The sequence below is a fragment of the Pseudomonas fluorescens genome (genome assembly GCF_902497625.1).
Classification (GTDB): domain Bacteria; phylum Pseudomonadota; class Gammaproteobacteria; order Pseudomonadales; family Pseudomonadaceae; genus Aquipseudomonas; species Aquipseudomonas fluorescens_BQ.
In genome coordinates this window covers 62,582-81,918 of the sequence record NZ_CABVGX010000009.1, presented here as the reverse complement: position 1 = coordinate 81,918, position 19,337 = coordinate 62,582, and the positions used below count along the sequence as shown (strand labels likewise).

Below are 19,337 nucleotides of genomic sequence, written 5' to 3'. Positions count from 1 at the left end.
CTCGCAACTGGCGCGAGTAGCACTATGTCCTCTGACCTGTGGAGCTTTTCCCTTGGCACTTATGCCCGCCCCGGCGCAGAAGCGGCGTGCCTGACATTGCAGTCCGCAGGGGTGAATGTGTGCCTGCTGCTGTGTGGCCTGTGGCTGGCAGAGCGTGGCGTCCGCTGCAACCAACAACGAGTTGAAGTATTGCGAACCATGACGGAACCGTGGGACGCGGACGTGGTGCGGCCGCTGCGATCATTGCGTGAGCAATGGAAAGCTGCCGCTGGCGACGATGTCGGCCTGCGCGATCTGCGTGAACAAGTGAAGGCATTGGAGCTGGAAGCCGAGCGGCATCTGCTATTGCGTCTGGAACGAGCCGCGATCGATTGGCCGCAGAGCGAAGCGACAGATTACTCGGCGTGGCTGGACGGTGTGGCGGCAGGTGCCGCCAACCTGGACCGCAACGCGCTGCATCAACTGCGCGTTGCGGTGACCGGCACTTAGGAAGCGCTGGTTGGGGTGTTGCTGGTGCTCGACGCGCCAGCAGGTGTTGGCGATGCTGTGGAGGTCGTCGAGGAATTGGCTGCTGGCGCAGACCCAGTCGAAGCAGACGGCGCTGGACTGGCTGGTTTTGCAGCAGTTGCTGCAGCTGGTTTGGCAGCAGCGGCCGGTTTTTTCACCGCCGCTTTGGCCGCAGGCTTGGTGGCCGGTTTTGCTGCTGCTGGTTTCGCTGTTGCCGTTTTGGCCGCAGCGGGTTTGGCTGCCGGCTTTGCCGATGCAGTTTTGGCTGCAGAGGCAGGCTTTGCAGCAGCAGTGTTGGCTGCCGGTTTAGCGGCAGCTTTGGTCGCAGGTTTAGCAGCCGGTTTAGCCGCGATTTTAGTCACGGCTGGTTTGGCGGCTGGCTTGGCTGCAGACCTTGAGGCGGCAGTTTTAGCGGCTGGTTTCGCAGCAGGCTTGGCGGCCGGTTTTGCGACAGCGGTTTTGGTTGCGGCAGGTTTCGCGGCGGCAGTTTTCGCAGCTGTCGTTCTGGCGGCGGCTGGTTTGGTAGCAGTCGTTTTAGCAGCTGGTTTTGCAGTGCTGGCAGCCACCGGTTTTCTTGTCGCTGGCTTGGCAGCCGCTTTTACCGGAGCTTTGGCGGCAGGTGTTGGCGAAGCTTTTGCAGCGACCGACCTGGCTGCGGATTTCTTCGCAGGAACTGCTGCAGACTTGGCCGAACGCGATGACAACGCTTTGCCGACTGCTTCCTGCACTCGACCGATACCTTGGGCCAGTTTCAGGCTTTCCTGAGCGTCGCGCTTGAGCTGAACGATGTAGTTGCGTGTTTCGGACTGACGATCCTTGAGGGCATCGAGCAGGTCTTCGAGTTCTTTGACGCCACCCTTGGCTTTGGCCTGTGCCTTGGCTTTGCCGGCGGACGCTGCGTCCTGCAATTTGGTGCGGGATTTATGCAGTTTTTCCTGCGCTTTACCGCGCTGTTTTTCCAGTTTGGCGAGCAGTTTTTCAGCATCAGCCAAGGCTTGCGAACAAGCGGTTTCCAAATGCTCGAGCAAGCTGCCCGAAAGCTGTTGGAGTAAGTGCAACGGAGTATTTACAGGCTTCTTGGTGGCCGACATGGTTTACCTCCTGGCTGACGTGGGTGCGGCTCATACTAGACCTCTGCTGATACCGCCGCTAGGGCATGTTGACAGTATCGAAACCGCTGCGTTGCAACTGAAGGAAAATCTTCCGCGCCCGGCATAATCCAGTTCACCGTTCAACCCATCCACACTGGCATAATCCGCCGCATCTCAGATCGGAGAGTGCCCATGTCGCGCTACCTGTTTTTATTGCCGTGCGTATTTTTTTCGATGGCTCATGCTGCGCAACAATCCACCGCAAAGGAGGCTCACGATCTTGCCTACAGTCTTGGCGCAAGCCTTGGCGAACGCTTGCGCCAAGAGGTTCCAGACTTGCAGCTTCAGGCCTTGGTGGAGGGCTTGCAGCAAGCCTACAAAGATCAACCGCTAGCGCTTGACGATGCACGTATCGAACATATTCTGAGTGAGCACGAAGCCCAGACTGCGCTCAAACACGGCACGCCACGGAACGAAGTTGCCCTCGAAAAAGAACAGCGTTTCCTTGCCGAGGAAAAATCCAGAGCGGGCGTGCGGACACTTGCCGATGGCATCCTCATGACAGAACTGACTCCCGGTTCGGGTGCAAAAGCAGGTCCGAGTGGCAGAGTGCAGGTGCTTTATGTCGGGCGGCTCCCGGACGGCAGCGTGTTCGATCAGAACAGTCAGCCGCAATGGTTCAGCCTCGACAGCGTTATCAGCGGCTGGCGTAGCGCACTGCAAGACATGCCGGTGGGGGCAAAATGGCGACTGATAATTCCATCCTCGCAGGCTTATGGCGCGGAGGGCGCGGGGGACTTGATCGAGCCTTTCACGCCGCTGATTTTCGACGTGGAGTTGCGCGGCGCTACTCAGTGAATTGCGCAAACGAAAACGGCGCGCAGAGCGCACCGTTTTGAAGGTCTTGCAGGAAGCGATTCAAGCCTGAACCGGATCTTCTTCCTTATGAGCCGTGTGCAGTACTTCAATCAGGCAGTCCTCCAGTTCGAAGCGCTCGTGCAATAGGCCACCCAGCTCCTTGAACTTCTCCGCGACGCATTTGCCTTCATCGCACAGGTCGTTGAAAGCAAGCAGTTTCTCGGTGATGACATCGATGCGTGGGTAGATCGTTTCGGCGAGTTCCAGACCACGTTTGTCGTTGAAGGCTTTGGCCTCGCCTGTCAGCTGTTCGTAGATTTCGAAATGACCGGCGGAAACGTAATCAACCAGCACACCGCAGAACTCCTGCAAATGTTTGCGGTTCTCGCTCAACGCCTCAGGCTTTTCGCCGAGGTCATCATAAGCCCGAACCAGTTCGTGACGCTCCTGCAACCAGCGATCGATCAGCAGATGCACTCCACCCCAGCGTTCCTGAGCATTCTGACAACTTTCGAGCATGGTGATCTCTCTTCCCTTGTGGGTCATGCTGCCCTACACCAACCGCCTTCCCGGAATCGGAAATCGCGCTGGCGGAGCGTCATTCGAGCAACATTATTCCAATGACACGTGCCGGCCAGATTATGCCCGCACGCCAATGGCATCAAGGTACGCAGGTGATAAAGTTCATACAAGTGTTTAATCGCCCGCCAGCGCCGGGGGTGATGACTCGCCGCTGAGCGGTCGCTGAAAGGCTGTCCAAACCTGTTGCAGCATTTGGCAGACCACAAGGATCGTCATTGCAAGAAAGAACAGCAGGCTCCATTCCGGGATACTCAGGTCGAACAAAGTCCATGTTATGCGGCCGCAATCCGCAGTACCTGCGAACAGTTGTTGCATCATATGCGTCCAGGGTGTGATCGCGAACACGTCCGATAAATTGGCCGAGCACGTGGCGAATTGCTTGGCTGGATCACTCTGCAACAATACCTGTCGCCACGCTGTCACCGTGCCTGCCAGCGCAGCCATCAATCCAAGCAACCAATACAGCAATGCTCCGAGCCGCCCTGGCCCATGCACGGACGCCATCAGACAGACACCCGTCAGCATTGCCAGGCTTATGCGTTGTAACAAACACAACCCGCAAGGCTGGAGACCTACGGCATATTCCAGGTAATAGGAGACGCCCAACGCCAGTGAACCAGCCAGGAAAACCATGAAAAAAAAGGAGCGTGAGCAGGCGAGGGACATGGCTTTTGCATACCAGTAGAGACAAGTGGTTACGGTAGAGGAAAGCGCGCCCGCGTTTCAACACTAACTACCCGCGACACTTCAGCAGTTGTGTAGGGAAATCCCGACAGCTATGAGAGGACAAGATGTAGTCCTCTGTAGGATTTTGCCTAAGACAGAAGCTGCGAGTAGGAAAGGGCAGTTCCACTTGTGCAAAAAGTCCGGTCCGATCGCGATGTGCAGCGGCAGCTGACGCAGGCTGCGCCAGCTGCTACGAAATACAATTTCATGCGTGAGTCAGCGAAGGCAGCGGCGCCGCCAACAGGCGCTCGTCCAGCAAGCCGAGGCCCTCCTGAAAAAGCTGATTGCTGCGTTCGGTATCGCCCAGTTGCGCGAGTAAACGAGCCAGCTCGGCACAAGCTTCAGGATTTCGCTGCAAGCGCAGACTGCTTTCAAGATAGTCGCGCGCCTTGCCCCACAGACTGTTCTGCAGGCACAGACGACCCAGCGTCAGCAGAAGACCAGGATCGGCGGGATGCTCCTTGAGCCAACCCTCGGCCACTTGCAACTGACGAACCGGATCACTGCCGCGTACCAGTCCGTAGAGACGGGCCAAATGGCTGTCGTACTGGCGCTTGAGAGCCGAACGCAAAATGTCTTCAGCCTCGACCTGAGCACCCAACTGCCGCAACTGCTCGGCATACGCCAATACCAGTTGCGGTTCCTGGCGCTGCGCCGACGTCAGCTGCTGCCAGGCGCGGTTGAGTGATTGCAGACCTACCGTCCCGTCCTCTTCCAGATGCGCCGCCAGTGACAGGTTGTTACCCCACGCCCGACGTTCCAGCTCGGCCAGCTCGGCCGGCGGCAAAACCTTGTCTTTACGCAATTCCGGCAGCAGGCGAATCACTGCCGACCAATCGCCGCGCTGTTGATGCAGCCGCTGCAACTGCCGCAGCGTCTGAACGTTGTGTGGATGGCGTTCGTGCATGGCTTGCAAGGTGACCAGCGCGCCGTCGGTATCGCCCCGGTCGGTTTGCAGCTGTGCATGACTGAGGGCAATCGCCAACTCCGCCTGCGGCTGACGCTCGAGTGCACGCTCCAGCAACTTGTCACTTTCTTCATAGTGACCCTGCTCGTTGGCGGCACGAGCGGCACCGAGGTAATACAGCAACGGCTGACGTTCGGCTTCGGCAGCGCGATGCAGATGACGTTGCGCACTCGCCCAGCGCCCCTCAGCGAGGTCGAGCTGACCGTGTTCGATCGCCACCTGCACGCGACGGCTGCGATTTCGCCGCGACCAGGGATTAACCACGCCGCTGGACGTCATGACCAATTCGATCAGCACCCTGATGCCCCACACCAGCAACCAGAGAACGGCCACCACAGCAAGCGTCGCCCACAGGCTCGACTCATAGCGAAAGCTTTTGTAAGCCACCAGCACATAGCCGGAATGCTCGGCGATCGCCAGCCCCAACGCAGCTGCGGCGGCGATCACCAGAAACACGATCACATAGAGGCGTTTCATGGCATGGCCTCCGGCGTTGTGCTTGCGGCCGGTTTTTCCATCGGCTTGACCGATTCGACGGCGTTGACATTTCGACGTTCGAGATATCCCTGAACCGCGCTCAAGGTGCCGGCCAGATCCGGAGTGACCACCGTGACGGGCTCCTTGCTCAACTCGCCAACCTGCTCAAGCATGACTTTACTTTGGGGATTGTCTGGATTGAAATTGCCCGTCAGCACATCCCGTGCTTCCGCCAAGGACTGCGTATAAACCGCAGCTTGACCGTTCAGCGCTGCCCACTGCGCCTGCTCCAGCGCGAGACTCAAGGCAAGACGCACCTGACTCAGACCCTGACCCGCCAGAAGCGGCCGGACATTTTTGTCAGCATTGAAATCGATACGGATGTAGCGCGAGATCTTGTCCCACCACTGCGCCCAACGACTGGTGCCGTCACCATCGGCAGTCAAACCCAGCAGCGATTCGCCGCGGTCCTTGTACTCAGGCGCGAGCTCGGTGAGGTTGATGACCTGATCGCGCAAAGCACCGAGGCGCAGAAACAGACCGGTGCGGTCTGGTTGTTCGGTGCTGCGTAGCGCAACCAGGGTTTTGGCGACTTGTTCTCTGGCGGCGAATGAACCCGGATCGTTCTGCTCGCGGAGGATTTCATCGGCACCCTGCACCAGTGCCTGGGCGCTGCTGATGTCCTGCAAGGCCGACAGACGCAGGCTGGCCAGGCGCAACAGGTGTTCAGCCTCGGCCAGACGCCAGTCCTTGCGGCTGGCACCGAGTACGGTTTCCAGACGCTGGTTCAGGCGCTGCTGGTCGCCCTGAAGTTGCGCCACCAGACGACTGCGGGCTTCAAGCTCGTCAGCGGCAGGCAGTTGCGCGAGCCGAGCCGTCAGGCGCTGCTCATTGAGCTTCAGGCTTTGCGCCTGATCGTTCAACGCCTGCACCTGAGTTAGCTGTTGCTGGTTATTGGCTTGCAGGTGACGCACCTGCCAGACCGCCCAACCGCCTACGGCAACACCGGCGGCACCCAACAGCAACGCAACGATCGCCAGGCCACTACCCCGGCGCCGGTCCGCAGCAGGTGGCGGGGCATCAACCGGGGCATCAACCGGCGCATCAAACACGGGCCGGACGTCATCTTTTGGCAAGGTTGTTTCGCTCACGTATCCATCCTTTGCATTAGAGAACGGGTTCGGGTGTTCCCGTAACGCCGTCAGCAAAGCCGCGGCACTGGCGCCACGACAATCCACAACTGTTTGAGCCCCGGCGGCCCGTGCCAGCTCGGCGACCCGTGGGCTTGGAACCAACAACGGCAACTGCGCCAAAAGCGGCCAGGCATCGCCAGCCAATTGATGCAAGTGCTCGAAACCCTGTCCACTGCTGACCACCAGCCCGTTCAAGCGTTCCGCTTCGATCCTCTTGGGCAGGATCCCTGGTGGATACTGCGGCAACTCGCGACGGTACAACTCCAGATAATCGACAGCGGCATCCAGCTCGCGCAGTCGATCGGCAAGCATCTCGCGCCCGCCTTCCCCGCGGATGATCAATACCTGCGAACCTGGTTTCGCCACTGCTTCGCGCAGCTCGCTCATTTCGAGCAAGGCCTCGCTGTCATCTCCCGCTGGCGGAAAAAAGACTTTCAGACCTTGCATTTCGAGGATCTGCGCGGTAGCCGCACCCACACTGAACCACTTCAGGTCCGGCAAATGAATACTGTGTTCTGCAACATGCGCCAAGGCAATTCTGGCGGCCGGCTTGCTGACCACAATGACCGCGCAGTAACGATCCAGATGCTGGAGGATCTCTCTCATCGTGGCAGAGACAGGCCGGGGGTGGATCTGCAGAAGTGGCAGACTGCTGCTGAAAATCCCCGCTTTGGCAAGCGTGCTGCTCAACGCCGCAGACTCCTCTGCAGGACGGGTGAGCAGCAGGCGCCAGCCAGTCACTCGTGACCTGCCTCGCCGTATACCGCTCTGAGAATGTCATCGGCGCCTTGACTTAAAAGGTCTTCGGCGACTCTGACACCCAGCGCTTCTGCATCCCCACGCGGCGCCCGGCCTTCAGCACTCAATAGCAGCCCACCACTCGGATCACCCACCAGGCCACGCAACCAGACCTGCTCATTTTCCAGCACGGCATAACAGGCGATCGGCACCTGGCAACCGCCGTTAAGATGCTTGTTGAGGGCGCGCTCGGCGAACACACGGGTGGCGGTGTCATCGTGATGCAAAGGTGTCAACAAGGCGTGGACTTCACTGTCCGCGCTACGGCATTCGATGCCCACCGCACCCTGTCCGCCGGCCGGCAGGCTATCGTCAACGCTGATCGCCGAAGTGATGCGATCCTCGAAGCCTAGACGAATCAGGCCAGCCGCCGCCAGGATGATCGCGTCGTACTCGCCCGCATCCAGTTTGGCCAGGCGAGTATTGACGTTGCCACGCAGGAAACGGATTTCCAGGTCCGGACGACGGGTCAGCAACTGCGCCTGACGACGCAGGCTGGAGGTGCCGACGATGCTGCCTTGCGGCAACTCATCCAGGCTGGCGTAGGTATTGGAGACGAACGCATCGCGTGGATCTTCGCGCTCGCATATACAGAACAGACCGAGGCCTTCGGGGAAGTCCATCGGCACGTCTTTCATGGAGTGCACGGCAATATCAGCGTCGTTTTCAAGCAGCGCGGTCTCCAGTTCCTTGACGAACAAACCCTTGCCGCCGATCTTCGACAGTGGCGAATCGAGCAACTTGTCGCCGCGACTTACCATGGGAACCAGCGTCACGAGCAAGCCTGGATGAGCTTCTTCAAGCCGCGCTTTGACATATTCGGCCTGCCACAGGGCGAGAGCACTTTTGCGGGTGGCGATGCGGATTTCGCGAGAGGACATGGATCAATCCGTACTGAATAGATACGGCGGATAATAACAGCTCAGCCAAATCCACTTTGACTTGTATCAGGTAATACCTGGCCTCCCTGGCCTCGAACGTCCGGCAATCGGGTGTGGTACTCGCCTGGGAGCGGCGAATTAAAGCTGTTGCATCATTTTCCGCACGCCAGCCACGTGACGACGACTGACAATCAAGGCGTCGCCGTTCAGACCTTTGAGAAACAATTGAAAATGTCCCAATGGCGTGCGCTGCAGACGTTCGATGCGTTCCCGTGCGACCAGCGCGTTACGATGGATACGCACGAAACGATCGCCAAATTCATCCTCAAGGGCCTTGAGCGGTTCGTCCAGCAATACTTCGCCGCCTTCGTGGCGCAAGGTCACGTATTTGTGATCCGCTATGAAATAGACCACCTGACCCAGTGGAATCAATTCGATCCCTTTACGGGTTCGGGCGCTGATGTGACTGCGTGGGCCGCTGCCCGTTTCGGCGGCAGGCCGGGTCAAGGCTGCGAGCTGCACACGATTGGGCCGCTCGGCTTTCTTCAGGGCGTCATGCAATTGTTCGGTACGCACAGGTTTCACCAGATAGCCTACGGCGCTTGCCTGTAAGGCTTCCACGGCAAATTCATCGGGCCCTGTGCAAAACACCACGGCTGGCGGGGTTTCGCGTTCGCACAATCGGGCAGCTACCTGCAGGCCATCAAGGCCTGGCATACGGATATCGAGCAAAACTATATCCGGCTTGTGGCTGTCGATCAGTGCCAACGCCTCTTCGCCATTCGTGGCGCTGGGCTCCAGGACACTGTATCCCTCGAGTTCGCCAACCATTCGGCTCAGGCGCTCGCGGGCCAAGGGTTCGTCATCAACGATCAGGACATTCATATTGCGCTGGATTCCTGCGTGAGTCTCGCACAAGGATAGCGTAGACAAGTGAAGTGACGTCCGTCACCGCGATCCACGCTAAGACTGGCGCGAAGGCCAAAAAGTGCCGCTCGACCGACGGCTAAATTTTTATCTGTCATGAATTTGGCAGCCCGGTCCCGCGTTGACGAGGCATCGCCGTAGGGTTTGCTTATCAACAATCTGAACACCCCCTCTTCTTATAGTCGCTAAAGCGCCAGGACGTGCGCTGAGCCTACTGTCCAACTGTAGACGGTTGCCGGAGCGATATTGCTCAATCGAAAAATATCGTTGCGCAATTGGGCTACAGCCTCCGCTATCCGGCGGCGGCTGACGGGACGGAAATCGTGTCGACCAGTGTCAACGCCTGGCTTGGCAACCCTGTTATTATCCGTACAGTTTTCAACGTCATATTTCTTCAGCAGACACGAGCGAATTCATGAGCACTGACAAGACCAATCAGTCCTGGGGCGGCCGCTTCAGTGAACCCGTCGACGCTTTCGTCGCCCGCTTCACCGCCTCCGTCACCTTCGATCAGCGCCTGTATCGCCACGACATTATGGGCTCGATTGCCCACGCTACCATGCTGGCCAAGGTCGGTGTGTTGACCGATGCAGAGCGCGACAGCATCGCCGATGGCCTGAAAACCATTCAGGGCGAAATCGAGGCCGGCCAGTTCGACTGGCGCATCGACCTCGAAGACGTGCACATGAACATTGAGGCGCGCCTAACCGATCGCATCGGCGTAACCGGCAAGAAGCTGCACACCGGACGCAGCCGTAACGATCAGGTCGCTACCGATATTCGTCTGTGGCTGCGCGACGAAATCGATCTGATCCTGGCTGAAATCACCCGTCTGCAAAAAGGTTTGCTGGAGCAGGCGGAGCGGGAAGCCGCGAGCATCATGCCCGGCTTTACTCACCTGCAAACCGCTCAGCCGGTGACCTTCGGGCATCACATGCTGGCCTGGTTCGAGATGCTCAGCCGCGATTACGAACGTCTTGTCGACTGCCGCAAGCGCACCAACCGCATGCCGCTGGGCAGCGCCGCACTGGCGGGCACCACTTACCCGATCGACCGCGAATACACCGCGCAGCTGCTAGGCTTCGACGCAGTCGGCGGCAACTCGCTGGACAACGTTTCCGATCGTGACTTCGCCATCGAATTCTGCTCGGCCGCGAGCATTGCGATGATGCACCTGTCGCGCTTCTCCGAAGAGCTGGTGCTGTGGACCAGTGCGCAATTCCAGTTCATCGATTTGCCAGACCGTTTCTGCACCGGCAGCTCGATCATGCCGCAAAAGAAAAACCCCGACGTACCGGAATTGGTGCGCGGCAAAACCGGCCGCGTGTTTGGCGCATTGATGGGTCTGCTGACCCTGATGAAAGGCCAGCCATTGGCCTACAACAAGGACAATCAGGAAGACAAGGAGCCGCTGTTCGACGCTGCCGACACGTTGCGCGATTCGTTGCGTGCGTTCGCCGACATGATCCCGGCAATAAAACCGAAACACGCCGTAATGCGCGAAGCAGCGTTGCGTGGCTTCTCCACCGCCACCGACCTCGCCGACTACCTGGTACGTCGTGGGCTGCCCTTCCGTGACTGTCATGAAATCGTCGGCCACGCCGTGAAGTACGGCGTGGAAAGCGGCAAGGACCTGGCGGAAATGAGCCTGGAAGAGCTGCGTAAATTCAGTGATCAGATCGATCAGGACGTGTTCGCCGTGCTGACTCTGGAAGGCTCGGTAAACGCCCGTGACCACATTGGCGGAACAGCGCCGGCGCAGGTCAGGCAAGCGGTGGCGCGCGGCCAGGAACTACTCGCCAACCGCTAGCGCGAAAAAAACATCGCGAGCAGGCTCGCTCCCACACTGGACATGTGTTGGACACATGACTGTGCATACCCGCGTGGGAGTGAGCCTGATCCCGATGACTCACTTCAGAACACTGCAAATCTACCTTTTGGCCGCAATCATCGCCATGAACGCCGGCATCGCCGCTTCCCGATCTGCAGCAATTCGCTGCACGTTGGGGTTTTGCTCAAGCCGTTCAAGCAAGGCTTTGGCCGCCGGCATTTGCACCAGCAAATCCAGATCAAACAGCTTCTTCGCTACGCCACAGGCCAGCGGCACGCTGTAGAGGAAGTACAGGTCCGCAATGCTCAGGCTGTCGCCCGCGACATAAGGCGAGAACTTGCCGTGGCGTTCAAGCGAGGCAAATCCCAACAGCAGCTCGGCTTTGCTCTTTTCCTTGATCGCCTCGTGCACGGGCATGCCGAAGAATGCCTCGGCATAACAGGCGCGACCCGGCAGCTCGATGTACAGTTCGATTTCCTTGGCCAGCGCCAGAACCTGTGCGCGTTCGTATGGGTCACTTGGCAGTAGCGCCGTTGCCTGAGAACTCTGTTCGATAAACTCCAGGATGACTGCGGTTTCGTTGATGAAACCTTGCTCGACACCGAGCACGGGCACCTTGCCGCGCGGGCTGATGGCCAGCGCCTCGGGAGTCTGACCGGCATAAAACGGCACTTCCTCGAACGGCAGGCCTTTCTCCAGCAATGCCAGTTTCACCATGTTGTAATAGTTGCTGACGGAAAATCCATAAAGCTTGAACATTGCAAAGCCTCCAGGCCGTGCGAATTGGCAGTGCTGTTTTATAGAACGCCGGAGCCTGTCTTGCCAACAGCATCACCGTACTGAATGCAGGTAAACTGGCCGCCTTAACTTTTAGGAGCCTGCCATGAGCGAGCCAACAGATTTCGAGATGGACGAAGAAGCGTTCGCCGAAACCACCCTGATTGAAGCGATTCAGAATCAGATCGACAGCGACAACCCGCCAGCGGCCAAGGCCACCTTCAACAAGTTGACGCTGGTGGGTTATGAGCGTGAAGAAATCCTGCACCTGATGGCCCACGTACTGGCGGTTGAAATCGATGCAATTCTGGAAGAAGACCGCGCGTTCGATACCCAATGGTACGAAGCAGCCCTTCGCGCGCTGCCCGAGTTGCCTCCGGAAAAGAAATAAAACCGTAAAAGGGACGTTTCGGCGGTCCGACTTGCCCGCGATTGGTGAGCAGCAGCGTGTCGAACGACCGCGGCGACATTCATCGCGAGCAAGCTTCGCTCCCACGCCATACGGGAATGCACGCGGGCAAAAAAACCCTGTAGCGAACACTGGACATGCCGCACAAGCGGGTTCACCTTAGGAGCGCTGTCGTCCAATTCCTAGAAAGTCTGGAGTCCTTATGTCGCTTACCCCTGAGTTGGTTGCCGAACTGGAAATCCTTGCACTCTTCAACCTGGACAGTTCCCAGGAAGGTTTGAAAATCCATCAGACCGCTGCCCCGAAAGCCATTGCTGCCGCTCAACGCCTGTACGAAAAAGACCTGATAGATCAGCCCGATGGCGGATACCTGACCAGCCTGGGTCGTGACGCCGCGCAAAACGTTCAAACCCTGCTGACCATTTTGAGCGTTCAGGAAACAGCCTGAGCATTGGCGTATCGCCCGCGGAAAACCCTGTTACGGATTTTCCGCGGGCGCACTCACCCGCCTGTTCGGCCTGTGCAGCAGAAATCCGACGGGAAATAACAAATTCAGCTTAAATGTCCGCAGGACGAGGCGCTAAACTGCCGGTTCTACTGAGGCCTTTGACGTCCGCGCCCTGCAAGCCGGTTTGAGCTGACATGACCCGCACCCATGAAATCCGCCCCGATCTGGACGAAGGAATCGACCGCAAGGTTCTCAGTCAGCTACGCGCCCGTTTTCTCAAACTGAACGAAGGTCGCTTGGCTCGCGCCATGGAAGGGTTGTCGACGCGCCAGCAGAGCGTATTGAACCTGTTGCCGCTGTTTTTTCACGTCAATCATCCGCTATTGCCGGGCTATGTTTCGGGCAGTACGCCGGCGGGATTGTCCAGCTTCGAGCCCGACGCCAATGCGCTCGCCGAGGCCCAGCGCCTGACTCGCTCGTTTTCCTACAAACCACGTCACGGCAGCAATCCGCCGCGACCGATTCACGGTTTGTTCCTGATGGGCAGCCTCGGCACTTTGGCGCAGGCAGATCACAGCGATATGGACGTGTGGGTCTGTCACGCGCCAGACCTGGACGAGAGCGAACTCGCTGAACTGCGCAGGAAATGCCAGTTGCTGGAAATCTGGGCCGCCAGCCAGGGCGCCGAAGCGCACTTCTTCCTGATCGACCCGGCCCGCTTCGTGCTCGGCGAGCGCGATGCGCAATTGAGTTCCGAGGACTGCGGCACTACTCAGCACTATCTATTGCTGGACGAATTCTACCGCACGGCAATCTGGCTCGGGGGTCGCACGCCGATCTGGTGGATGGTGCCGGTGTATGAAGAGCCCGCCTACGACCGCTACACTCACACGCTGCTGTCCAAGCGATTTATCCGCGCCGATGAAAGCCTGGATCTTGGGCATATGGCTTTTATTCCGCCGGGTGAATTCATTGGTGCGGGACTCTGGCAGTTGTTCAAGGGTATCGAATCGCCTTACAAATCGGTCCTCAAGCTGCTGCTGATCGAGGTTTATGCCAGCGAGCACCCCAGAGTCCACTGCCTGAGCCTGCGCTTCAAGCAAGCGGTCTTTGCCAATCAGCTCGACCTCGACGAGCTGGACCCCTACATCGTCGTCTATCGGCGCATCGAGGAATACCTCATTGCCCGCCGCGAGCCCGAGCGTCTGGAACTGGTGCGACGCGCACTGTATTTGAAGGTCAACCGTAAACTTACCGGCCACAGCCGCACCCAGAGCTGGCAACGTTCGCTGCTGGAGCGACTGGCCCAGGAATGGAACTGGGACGACCGCCACCTGGCCTTGCTCGATAGCCGCAGCCAGTGGAAAGTCCGTCAGGTGGGCGCCGAGCGGCGCGCCGTGGTCAACGTGCTGAATTACAGCTATCGCTTTCTCCTCGCGTTTGCCCGCAGCGAACAGACTGTCAGTCTGATCAACAAGCGCGATCTGAACGTGCTGGGCAGACGTCTGTATGCGGCGTTCGAGCGCAAGGCCAACAAAGTCGAGTTCATCAACCCGGGCATCGCCCCGGACCTGGCCGAAGACACCCTGACGCTGGTGCATGCGCCAAACAAGAAAGAGCCGGGGCAGACTCAGTGGGGCCTGTACAACGGCAGCCTGACCGCGCTCGAATGGGAGAACTTTGCACCGCTCAAGCGCAGCCGGCATTTGCTGGAATTGCTGACCTGGTGCCATCGCAACGGCGTGATCGACAGCAGCACTCGTCTGGCCCTGCATCCGGGCGCCAGTGATTTGAGCGAGTTCGAACTGTTCAACCTGCTCGGCAGCCTGCAACAGACGGTGGCCCTGCCCTTGCCCACACTCGCCGAAGAGCCGTTACTGCGCGCCAGTGTCCCCAGCGAAGTGCTGATGCTGGTGAACGTCGGCGTGGACCCGCTCAAGCATCATCGTGACTTGAACATCCTGATGACCACCGAGCGCACCGACTCCCTGAGTTATGCCGGGGTTCGCGAAAACCTGGTGCTGACCCTGGATCAGGTTACGCTAAACAGCTGGAATGAGGTCCTGGTCAGCCGGTTCGATGGCCCCCACGCCTTGCTCGATTGCGTGCGCGATTACCTCAACAACCTGCCCAAGGGACTGCAGCAGCCCAGGCTGCGCGTCAGGTGTTTCTGCCATAACCGCGCGCAGTTCATCGCCCGACGCGTAGAAGAGATCGTAGACACGGCGCAGACCCTGCTGCTGAGCAGGCTCAATCATCGTTATGTGATTCAGGTACAGCAGCACTACCACGTGCTGGAACTGGTGCCGGGCCAGGTCCAGCACGTCGCTGTCGCCACACTGCCAGCGCTGTTCGATTACCTGGGCGAAGAACTCGCGACCTACAGCCCGCTGCACCTGGACCCGATGGCACTGGAAGACCACGACCTGGCGTTGATTTTGCCCATGGGTCAGCCCGAAAGCCTGCAGGTATTTTACCGGATCCACGACGATCAGGCCGATCTGTATGTGCTGGATGAATTCAACGCGCTCTGGCAACAGCGTTTGCCTTATCACGACGAGCAAAGCCTGTTAGTGCCGTTGCAGCGCTTTGTGCAGTCGATGCAATACCGGCGTGATGCCTTGCTGCCGATGGACGCGTCACAGCCACAGCATCTGGAGATCCTGTATTACCAGCTGCAGCCTTCCGGACCTGCGCGAGCGCGGCGTGTGGACGCACGACCCGCACCGCAAACCCCGGTCAACCAGCCGTTCTATGACGTGCAGGCTATCATCGGCAAAGCCCCTGCAGATCAAGTGCAGGTGACGCTTTACTGCAATCAAAGGGAGTTTTCAGAGCTGGAGCATGGCGACCAACTGTTCAGTGTAGTCGCCCGGGAGATCGTCGAACAGCGCCGCGAGATTGAACGCTACCGCTGCTATATCACCGACCTCGACCTGTCGGGCCTGCTCGGTGATGGCCAGAGCTCAAGCAATTTGTATCTGCGTTACAAAGCCGATCTGGAGCGCGCGCTGAATGACGCGCTGGAGCAGATCTGACGCGTTTACTCTGGAAAATGGCCGCCCTCGGCAGGCTGCGATTCCACTTCCAGCAGGGTCAGTTTGAGCGTCTTGCCGCCAGGTGCTGGCCAGTCGATGTGCTGGCCGACTTTCAAACCGAGTAGCGCACTGCCGACTGGGGCGAGAATGGAAATCTTGCCTTCATCGGCATTGGCATCCTTGGGATAAACCAATGTCAGGTGATAATCCTTGCCACTGCTTTCTTCACGGCAATGCACTGTTGAATTCATGGTCACGACATCGGCGGGCACGTCTTCGTGACCGACCACGGTATCGGCGCGATCCAGTTCGGTTTGCAGCGCGATAACGCCCGGCAGCGTGTCGTCCAGGCTGTCGATCAGGCGCTCCAGACGTTGTACGTCCAGACGGGTAAGGGTAATTGAAGGTACGGTCATGATCAGGGCAGACTCCTTTCTTCTGCACGAAAAAAGCAAAACCCCGCCAGAAAAAGGCGGGGTTTTCACGAACCTCGATGAGTTGAGGCGTACCCGGACACTATCACAGCTCAATAAATATACAAGCCGGGGGGAAAACCGCTTCGGACGAGGGAAGGCACGCTGTGGCGAGGGGACTTGCCCCCGCTCGGCTGCGAAGCAGTCGTAAACTTTTGGGTCGCTCCGCGACCAACGGGGGCGAGCCCCCTCGCCACAAAAGCGATCAGGCCAGGGCCTTGCGACTGGCAGCCTGGGCGCAGATTACCCGCCGGCGCTCGTCATCCGCCGAGCGCCATTCGCGGATGTCTTCGACGTGACGAAAACAGCCGAGGCAGACTTTCTGCTCATCCAGCCGACATACGCCGCTGCACGGCGACGGCACCGCCGGGCTGATATTGCTGTAAAGCGGCTTGGGCGCACGAACGGGTGCCGGCTCGGTCACGATTTTTTTCACAGGCCTTCGAAGTCGAGTTCGACACCGGCTTGCTGCTGGACGATGCGCTCGAGCATCTCGCCCAGTTGCTCTTCGCTCTTGTCGCACATCCAGCGCTCACTTTCTGCGTCATAGTCGAAGTGAAAACCGCCGGACACAGCCGCCAGCCAAAGCTGCCGCAACGGCTCCTGTCGACTGAAGATCAACTGGCTGCCATTTTCGAACTTGACGGTGAGCACACCGGCAGAGCTCTCCAGATCGATATCCAGGTCACTCTCATCGAAAATATCCTCCAGCGATTGCTGGGTGGCATCGACCAGATCGTGGAAACGGGCTTCGGTCAAACTCATTGCGGCAACCTCTAAAAGTGTCTGATCACGCTCAAGCGCCGCAAGATACGGGCGAGCCCCGGTGATTGCAAAGGATAACGACCGAATGCCGCGTCGACAGAGCAATCCTGTGGTAGCGAGCCTGCTCGCGAAGAGGCCATCATATTCAACATCAATGTCGGCTGACACTACGCCTTCGCGAGCAGGCCCGCTCCCACAGGCACTGCCTCTGGCTGAGTGGCAGCAAGCCCAGCCCCGCCGGACGGGAGCCCTGCCGCATAGGCAAGCTGCCGGGTGGCCGGTATACTCCGGCGCAATTAAAGTATTTTCAAGGATTTCGCCATGAAGCGCCTGATCTCTTCCCTTGCTGCGCTCCTCGCGGTTGCCTGCCTCGTTTCGGCCTGTGGTCAAAAAGGTCCATTGTACCTGCCTGACGAAAATCAGGACCCTGTCGAGCAGGCCAAGTCGTCGCAACAACAGCCTGCCTCCAAGGCGCACAAGCACGACGTCTACTAAGGGAACGCCATGGACGCTTTTAACTACCGTGACGGCGAGCTGTGCGCGGAAGGGGTTTCCCTGTCCGCCATCGCCGAACGCTTTGGCACACCAACTTACGTTTATTCCCGCGCCCACATCGAAGCCCAGTATCTGGCATACGCCGATGCGCTGGCCGGCATGCCGCATCTGGTGTGCTTTGCGGTCAAGGCCAACTCCAACCTGGGCGTGTTGAATGTTCTGGCGCGTATCGGCGCCGGTTTCGACATCGTCTCACGGGGCGAACTGGAACGTGTCCTGGCCGCCGGCGGCAGCGCCGACAAGATCGTCTTTTCCGGTGTCGGCAAGACCCGTGACGACATGCGCCGCGCGCTTGAAGTTGGCGTGCATTGCTTCAACGTCGAATCCACCGATGAGCTGGAACGCCTGCAAGTGGTCGCCGCCGAGCTGGGCGTGCGCGCACCGATCTCGCTGCGCGTGAATCCGGACGTCGATGCCGGCACGCATCCGTACATTTCTACCGGTCTCAAAGAGAACAAGTTCGGCATCGCCATCGCCGACGCTGAAGACGTGTACATCCGCGCCGCGCAGCTGCCGAACCTGGAAGTTGTTGGCGTCGATTGCCACATCGGCTCGCAACTGACCACCCTGCCGCCCTTCATCGACGCCCTCGACCGCCTGCTGGGCCTGGTCGACCGCCTCGGCGATTGCGGCATCTACCTGCGCCACATCGATCTCGGTGGCGGTTTGGGCGTGCGTTACCGCGATGAAGAGCCGCCGCTGGCGGCCGAGTACATCAAAGCCGTGCGCGAGCGTCTCGACGGTCGCGACCTGGCGCTGGTATTCGAGCCGGGCCGCTTCATCGTCGCCAACGCCGGCGTGCTGCTGACCCAGGTCGAGTACCTCAAGCACACCGAACACAAAGACTTCGCCATCGTCGATGCGGCCATGAACGACCTGATCCGTCCGGCGCTGTACCAGGCCTGGATGGACGTGACCGCCGTGCGCCCGCGTGACAGCGCTGCGCGCGTTTATGACATCGTCGGACCGATCTGCGAAACCGGCGACTTCCTGGCCAAAGAGCGTGAACTTGCCCTGGAAGAAGGCGATCTGCTGGCCGTGCATTCAGCTGGTGCTTACGGGTTTGTCATGAGTTCCAACTACAACACCCGCGGACGTGCCGCTGAAGTGTTGGTGGATGGTGATCAGGCATTCGAAGTGCGTCGCCGCGAGACGGTAGCCGAGTTGTTCGCTGGCGAAAGCCTGCTGCCGGAGTAAAACCATGCTGCTGCGTTTTACCAAAATGCACGGCCTGGGCAACGACTTCATGGTCCTCGACCTGGTCAGCCAGCATGCGCATATTCTGCCCAAACACGCCAAGCAATGGGGCGATCGGCATACCGGTATAGGCTTTGATCAATTGCTGATCGTCGAAGCGCCAAGTAACCCGGACGTGGATTTCCGTTATCGGATCTTCAATTCCGACGGTTCTGAAGTTGAACAGTGCGGCAATGGTGCACGCTGTTTTGCCCGTTTCGTGCTCGACAAGCGCCTGACCGCCAAGCGGCAGATTCGCGTCGAGACCAAAAGCGGCATCATCGAACTGGATATCCGCAGTGACGGCCAGATCGGTGTCAACATGGGTGCTCCGCGCCTGGTGCCCGCCGATATTCCTTTCGATGCGCCGGAACAGGCCGTGAGTTATCGGATTGACGTCGACGGTACTCCGGTCGATCTGGCGGCAGTGTCCATGGGCAACCCGCATGCGGTGCTGCGCGTCAGTGATATCAATAATGCACCGGTGCATGAGCTGGGACCGAAAATCGAACACCACCCGCGCTTCCCGGCACGGGTCAATGTCGGTTTTCTCCAGGTCATCGACCGCAACCGCGCCCAGCTGCGCGTTTGGGAACGCGGTGTCGGGGAAACCCAGGCCTGCGGTACCGGCGCGTGTGCTGCTGCGGTGGCCGCAATCAGCCAGGGGTGGATGGATTCGCCGCTATTGATCGACTTGCCCGGCGGGCGTCTGTCCCTTGAATGGGCAGGCCCCGGCCAACCGGTTTTGATGACCGGCCCGGCGGTGCGAGTTTACGAAGGACAAGTGCGTCTTTGAGT

At 59.1% G+C, this 19,337-nt stretch carries 20 protein-coding genes and 1 pseudogene; 9 read left to right on the top strand and 12 right to left on the bottom strand.

The window, feature by feature from the left end:
• Window positions 1–24: 24 nt before the first annotated feature.
• Complete coding sequence (locus F8N12_RS08105; RefSeq protein ID WP_150579988.1) at window positions 25–489, top strand: TIGR02444 family protein; 465 nt, start codon at window positions 25–27, stop codon at window positions 487–489.
• Here F8N12_RS08105 and F8N12_RS08100 read toward each other — a convergent pair.
• Window positions 486–1,598, bottom strand: coding sequence for an AlgP family protein (locus F8N12_RS08100; protein WP_150579987.1), 1,113 nt, complete (start codon window positions 1,596–1,598; stop codon window positions 486–488). The genes F8N12_RS08105 and F8N12_RS08100 overlap by 4 nt on opposite strands.
• Window positions 1,599–1,790: 192 nt before the next feature.
• On the opposite strand from F8N12_RS08100, the gene F8N12_RS08095 reads away from it, so the two are divergent.
• Complete coding sequence (locus F8N12_RS08095) at window positions 1,791–2,456, top strand: FKBP-type peptidyl-prolyl cis-trans isomerase (protein WP_150579986.1); 666 nt, start codon at window positions 1,791–1,793, stop codon at window positions 2,454–2,456.
• 60 nt (window positions 2,457–2,516) lie between these two features.
• On the opposite strand, the gene rsd is transcribed toward F8N12_RS08095, so the two are convergent.
• From rsd to F8N12_RS08065, 7 genes and pseudogenes are all read right to left on the bottom strand, one after another.
• Window positions 2,517–2,975 carry a sigma D regulator gene (gene rsd, locus F8N12_RS08090; RefSeq protein ID WP_150579985.1) on the bottom strand — a complete coding sequence of 153 codons (459 nt, stop codon included), beginning with the start codon at window positions 2,973–2,975 and terminating at the stop codon, window positions 2,517–2,519.
• A 177-nt stretch (window positions 2,976–3,152) separates the two neighbouring features.
• Window positions 3,153–3,704, bottom strand: coding sequence for a disulfide bond formation protein B (locus F8N12_RS08085; RefSeq protein ID WP_150579984.1), 552 nt, complete (start codon window positions 3,702–3,704; stop codon window positions 3,153–3,155).
• Window positions 3,705–3,969: 265 nt separating this feature from the next.
• Complete coding sequence (locus F8N12_RS08080) at window positions 3,970–5,208, bottom strand: heme biosynthesis protein HemY (RefSeq protein WP_150579983.1); 1,239 nt, start codon at window positions 5,206–5,208, stop codon at window positions 3,970–3,972.
• On the bottom strand, window positions 5,205–6,359 hold the full coding sequence (locus tag F8N12_RS27790) for a uroporphyrinogen-III C-methyltransferase (protein ID WP_224787681.1): 1,155 nt from the start codon (window positions 6,357–6,359) through the stop codon (window positions 5,205–5,207). Before F8N12_RS27790 ends, F8N12_RS08080 begins: the two co-directional genes overlap by 4 nt.
• A 36-nt stretch (window positions 6,360–6,395) precedes the next feature.
• A pseudogene (locus F8N12_RS27785) lies at window positions 6,396–7,142 on the bottom strand (uroporphyrinogen-III synthase); the annotation flags it as partial.
• A complete protein-coding gene (hemC, locus tag F8N12_RS08070; RefSeq protein WP_150579981.1) occupies window positions 7,139–8,080 on the bottom strand; it encodes a hydroxymethylbilane synthase in 942 nt (313 codons plus the stop codon). The pseudogene F8N12_RS27785 and the gene hemC, both read right to left, overlap by 4 nt.
• 138 nt (window positions 8,081–8,218) lie before the next feature.
• Window positions 8,219–8,965 carry a LytR/AlgR family response regulator transcription factor gene (locus F8N12_RS08065; protein ID WP_008024350.1) on the bottom strand — a complete coding sequence of 249 codons (747 nt, stop codon included), beginning with the start codon at window positions 8,963–8,965 and terminating at the stop codon, window positions 8,219–8,221.
• Between the two features lie 457 nt (window positions 8,966–9,422).
• Here F8N12_RS08065 and argH point away from each other — a divergent pair, with 457 nt between their 5' ends.
• Window positions 9,423–10,817, top strand: a complete 1,395-nt coding sequence (gene argH / locus F8N12_RS08060) for an argininosuccinate lyase (RefSeq protein WP_150579980.1) — start codon at window positions 9,423–9,425, stop codon at window positions 10,815–10,817.
• 120 nt (window positions 10,818–10,937) lie between these two features.
• Here argH and F8N12_RS08055 read toward each other — a convergent pair whose 3' ends face one another.
• Window positions 10,938–11,597: a glutathione S-transferase family protein gene (locus F8N12_RS08055; RefSeq protein WP_150579979.1), complete on the bottom strand. Its 660-nt coding sequence runs from the start codon at window positions 11,595–11,597 to the stop codon at window positions 10,938–10,940.
• A 124-nt stretch (window positions 11,598–11,721) separates the two neighbouring features.
• Between F8N12_RS08055 and F8N12_RS08050 the strand changes: the two genes are divergently transcribed.
• The 3 genes from F8N12_RS08050 (at window position 11,722) to F8N12_RS08040 (ending at window position 15,510) form a co-directional block, all read left to right on the top strand.
• Window positions 11,722–12,006, top strand: coding sequence for a hypothetical protein (locus F8N12_RS08050; protein ID WP_150579978.1), 285 nt, complete (start codon window positions 11,722–11,724; stop codon window positions 12,004–12,006).
• A 220-nt stretch (window positions 12,007–12,226) separates the two neighbouring features.
• Window positions 12,227–12,472 (top strand): TIGR02647 family protein, encoded by a 246-nt coding sequence (locus F8N12_RS08045; RefSeq protein ID WP_150579977.1) that lies wholly within the window; start codon window positions 12,227–12,229, stop codon window positions 12,470–12,472.
• Window positions 12,473–12,666: 194 nt separating this feature from the next.
• A complete protein-coding gene (locus tag F8N12_RS08040) occupies window positions 12,667–15,510 on the top strand; it encodes a class I adenylate cyclase (protein WP_150579976.1) in 2,844 nt (947 codons plus the stop codon).
• A gap of 5 nt (window positions 15,511–15,515) precedes the next feature.
• On the opposite strand, the gene rnk is transcribed toward F8N12_RS08040, so the two are convergent.
• The 3 genes from rnk to cyaY all read right to left on the bottom strand — a co-directional run bounded on the left by rnk (window position 15,516) and on the right by cyaY (window position 16,748).
• Complete coding sequence (gene rnk, locus F8N12_RS08035; protein ID WP_150579975.1) at window positions 15,516–15,926, bottom strand: nucleoside diphosphate kinase regulator; 411 nt, start codon at window positions 15,924–15,926, stop codon at window positions 15,516–15,518.
• Between the two features lie 262 nt (window positions 15,927–16,188).
• Window positions 16,189–16,407, bottom strand: coding sequence for a DUF1289 domain-containing protein (locus F8N12_RS08025; protein WP_150580049.1), 219 nt, complete (start codon window positions 16,405–16,407; stop codon window positions 16,189–16,191).
• A gap of 8 nt (window positions 16,408–16,415) precedes the next feature.
• Entirely contained in the window at window positions 16,416–16,748 is a 333-nt protein-coding gene (gene cyaY, locus F8N12_RS08020; protein ID WP_150579973.1) for an iron donor protein CyaY, read from the bottom strand.
• A 321-nt stretch (window positions 16,749–17,069) separates the two neighbouring features.
• On the opposite strand from cyaY, the gene lptM reads away from it, so the two are divergent.
• Genes lptM through dapF form a run of 3 tightly spaced genes read left to right on the top strand, consistent with a single transcriptional unit; the run spans window position 17,070 to window position 19,335 of the window.
• Complete coding sequence (lptM, locus tag F8N12_RS08015; protein WP_033050391.1) at window positions 17,070–17,243, top strand: LPS translocon maturation chaperone LptM; 174 nt, start codon at window positions 17,070–17,072, stop codon at window positions 17,241–17,243.
• 9 nt (window positions 17,244–17,252) lie between these two features.
• Window positions 17,253–18,500, top strand: a complete 1,248-nt coding sequence (gene lysA, locus F8N12_RS08010) for a diaminopimelate decarboxylase (protein WP_150579972.1) — start codon at window positions 17,253–17,255, stop codon at window positions 18,498–18,500.
• A 4-nt stretch (window positions 18,501–18,504) separates the two neighbouring features.
• Complete coding sequence (dapF, locus tag F8N12_RS08005; protein WP_150579971.1) at window positions 18,505–19,335, top strand: diaminopimelate epimerase; 831 nt, start codon at window positions 18,505–18,507, stop codon at window positions 19,333–19,335.
• The last annotated feature ends 2 nt before the right edge of the window (window positions 19,336–19,337 follow it).

Coding starts and splice junctions, on each gene's coding strand:
- F8N12_RS08105 (WP_150579988.1), top strand. CDS start 25: ATGTCCTCTGACCTGTGGAGCTTTTCCCTTGGCACTTATGCCCGCCCC.
- F8N12_RS08100 (WP_150579987.1), bottom strand. CDS start 1,598: ATGTCGGCCACCAAGAAGCCTGTAAATACTCCGTTGCACTTACTCCAA.
- F8N12_RS08095 (WP_150579986.1), top strand. CDS start 1,791: ATGTCGCGCTACCTGTTTTTATTGCCGTGCGTATTTTTTTCGATGGCT.
- rsd (WP_150579985.1), bottom strand. CDS start 2,975: ATGCTCGAAAGTTGTCAGAATGCTCAGGAACGCTGGGGTGGAGTGCAT.
- F8N12_RS08085 (WP_150579984.1), bottom strand. CDS start 3,704: ATGTCCCTCGCCTGCTCACGCTCCTTTTTTTTCATGGTTTTCCTGGCT.
- F8N12_RS08080 (WP_150579983.1), bottom strand. CDS start 5,208: ATGAAACGCCTCTATGTGATCGTGTTTCTGGTGATCGCCGCCGCAGCT.
- hemC (WP_150579981.1), bottom strand. CDS start 8,080: ATGTCCTCTCGCGAAATCCGCATCGCCACCCGCAAAAGTGCTCTCGCC.
- F8N12_RS08065 (WP_008024350.1), bottom strand. CDS start 8,965: ATGAATGTCCTGATCGTTGATGACGAACCCTTGGCCCGCGAGCGCCTG.
- argH (WP_150579980.1), top strand. CDS start 9,423: ATGAGCACTGACAAGACCAATCAGTCCTGGGGCGGCCGCTTCAGTGAA.
- F8N12_RS08055 (WP_150579979.1), bottom strand. CDS start 11,597: ATGTTCAAGCTTTATGGATTTTCCGTCAGCAACTATTACAACATGGTG.
- F8N12_RS08050 (WP_150579978.1), top strand. CDS start 11,722: ATGAGCGAGCCAACAGATTTCGAGATGGACGAAGAAGCGTTCGCCGAA.
- F8N12_RS08045 (WP_150579977.1), top strand. CDS start 12,227: ATGTCGCTTACCCCTGAGTTGGTTGCCGAACTGGAAATCCTTGCACTC.
- F8N12_RS08040 (WP_150579976.1), top strand. CDS start 12,667: ATGACCCGCACCCATGAAATCCGCCCCGATCTGGACGAAGGAATCGAC.
- rnk (WP_150579975.1), bottom strand. CDS start 15,926: ATGACCGTACCTTCAATTACCCTTACCCGTCTGGACGTACAACGTCTG.
- cyaY (WP_150579973.1), bottom strand. CDS start 16,748: ATGAGTTTGACCGAAGCCCGTTTCCACGATCTGGTCGATGCCACCCAG.
- lptM (WP_033050391.1), top strand. CDS start 17,070: ATGAAGCGCCTGATCTCTTCCCTTGCTGCGCTCCTCGCGGTTGCCTGC.
- lysA (WP_150579972.1), top strand. CDS start 17,253: ATGGACGCTTTTAACTACCGTGACGGCGAGCTGTGCGCGGAAGGGGTT.
- dapF (WP_150579971.1), top strand. CDS start 18,505: ATGCTGCTGCGTTTTACCAAAATGCACGGCCTGGGCAACGACTTCATG.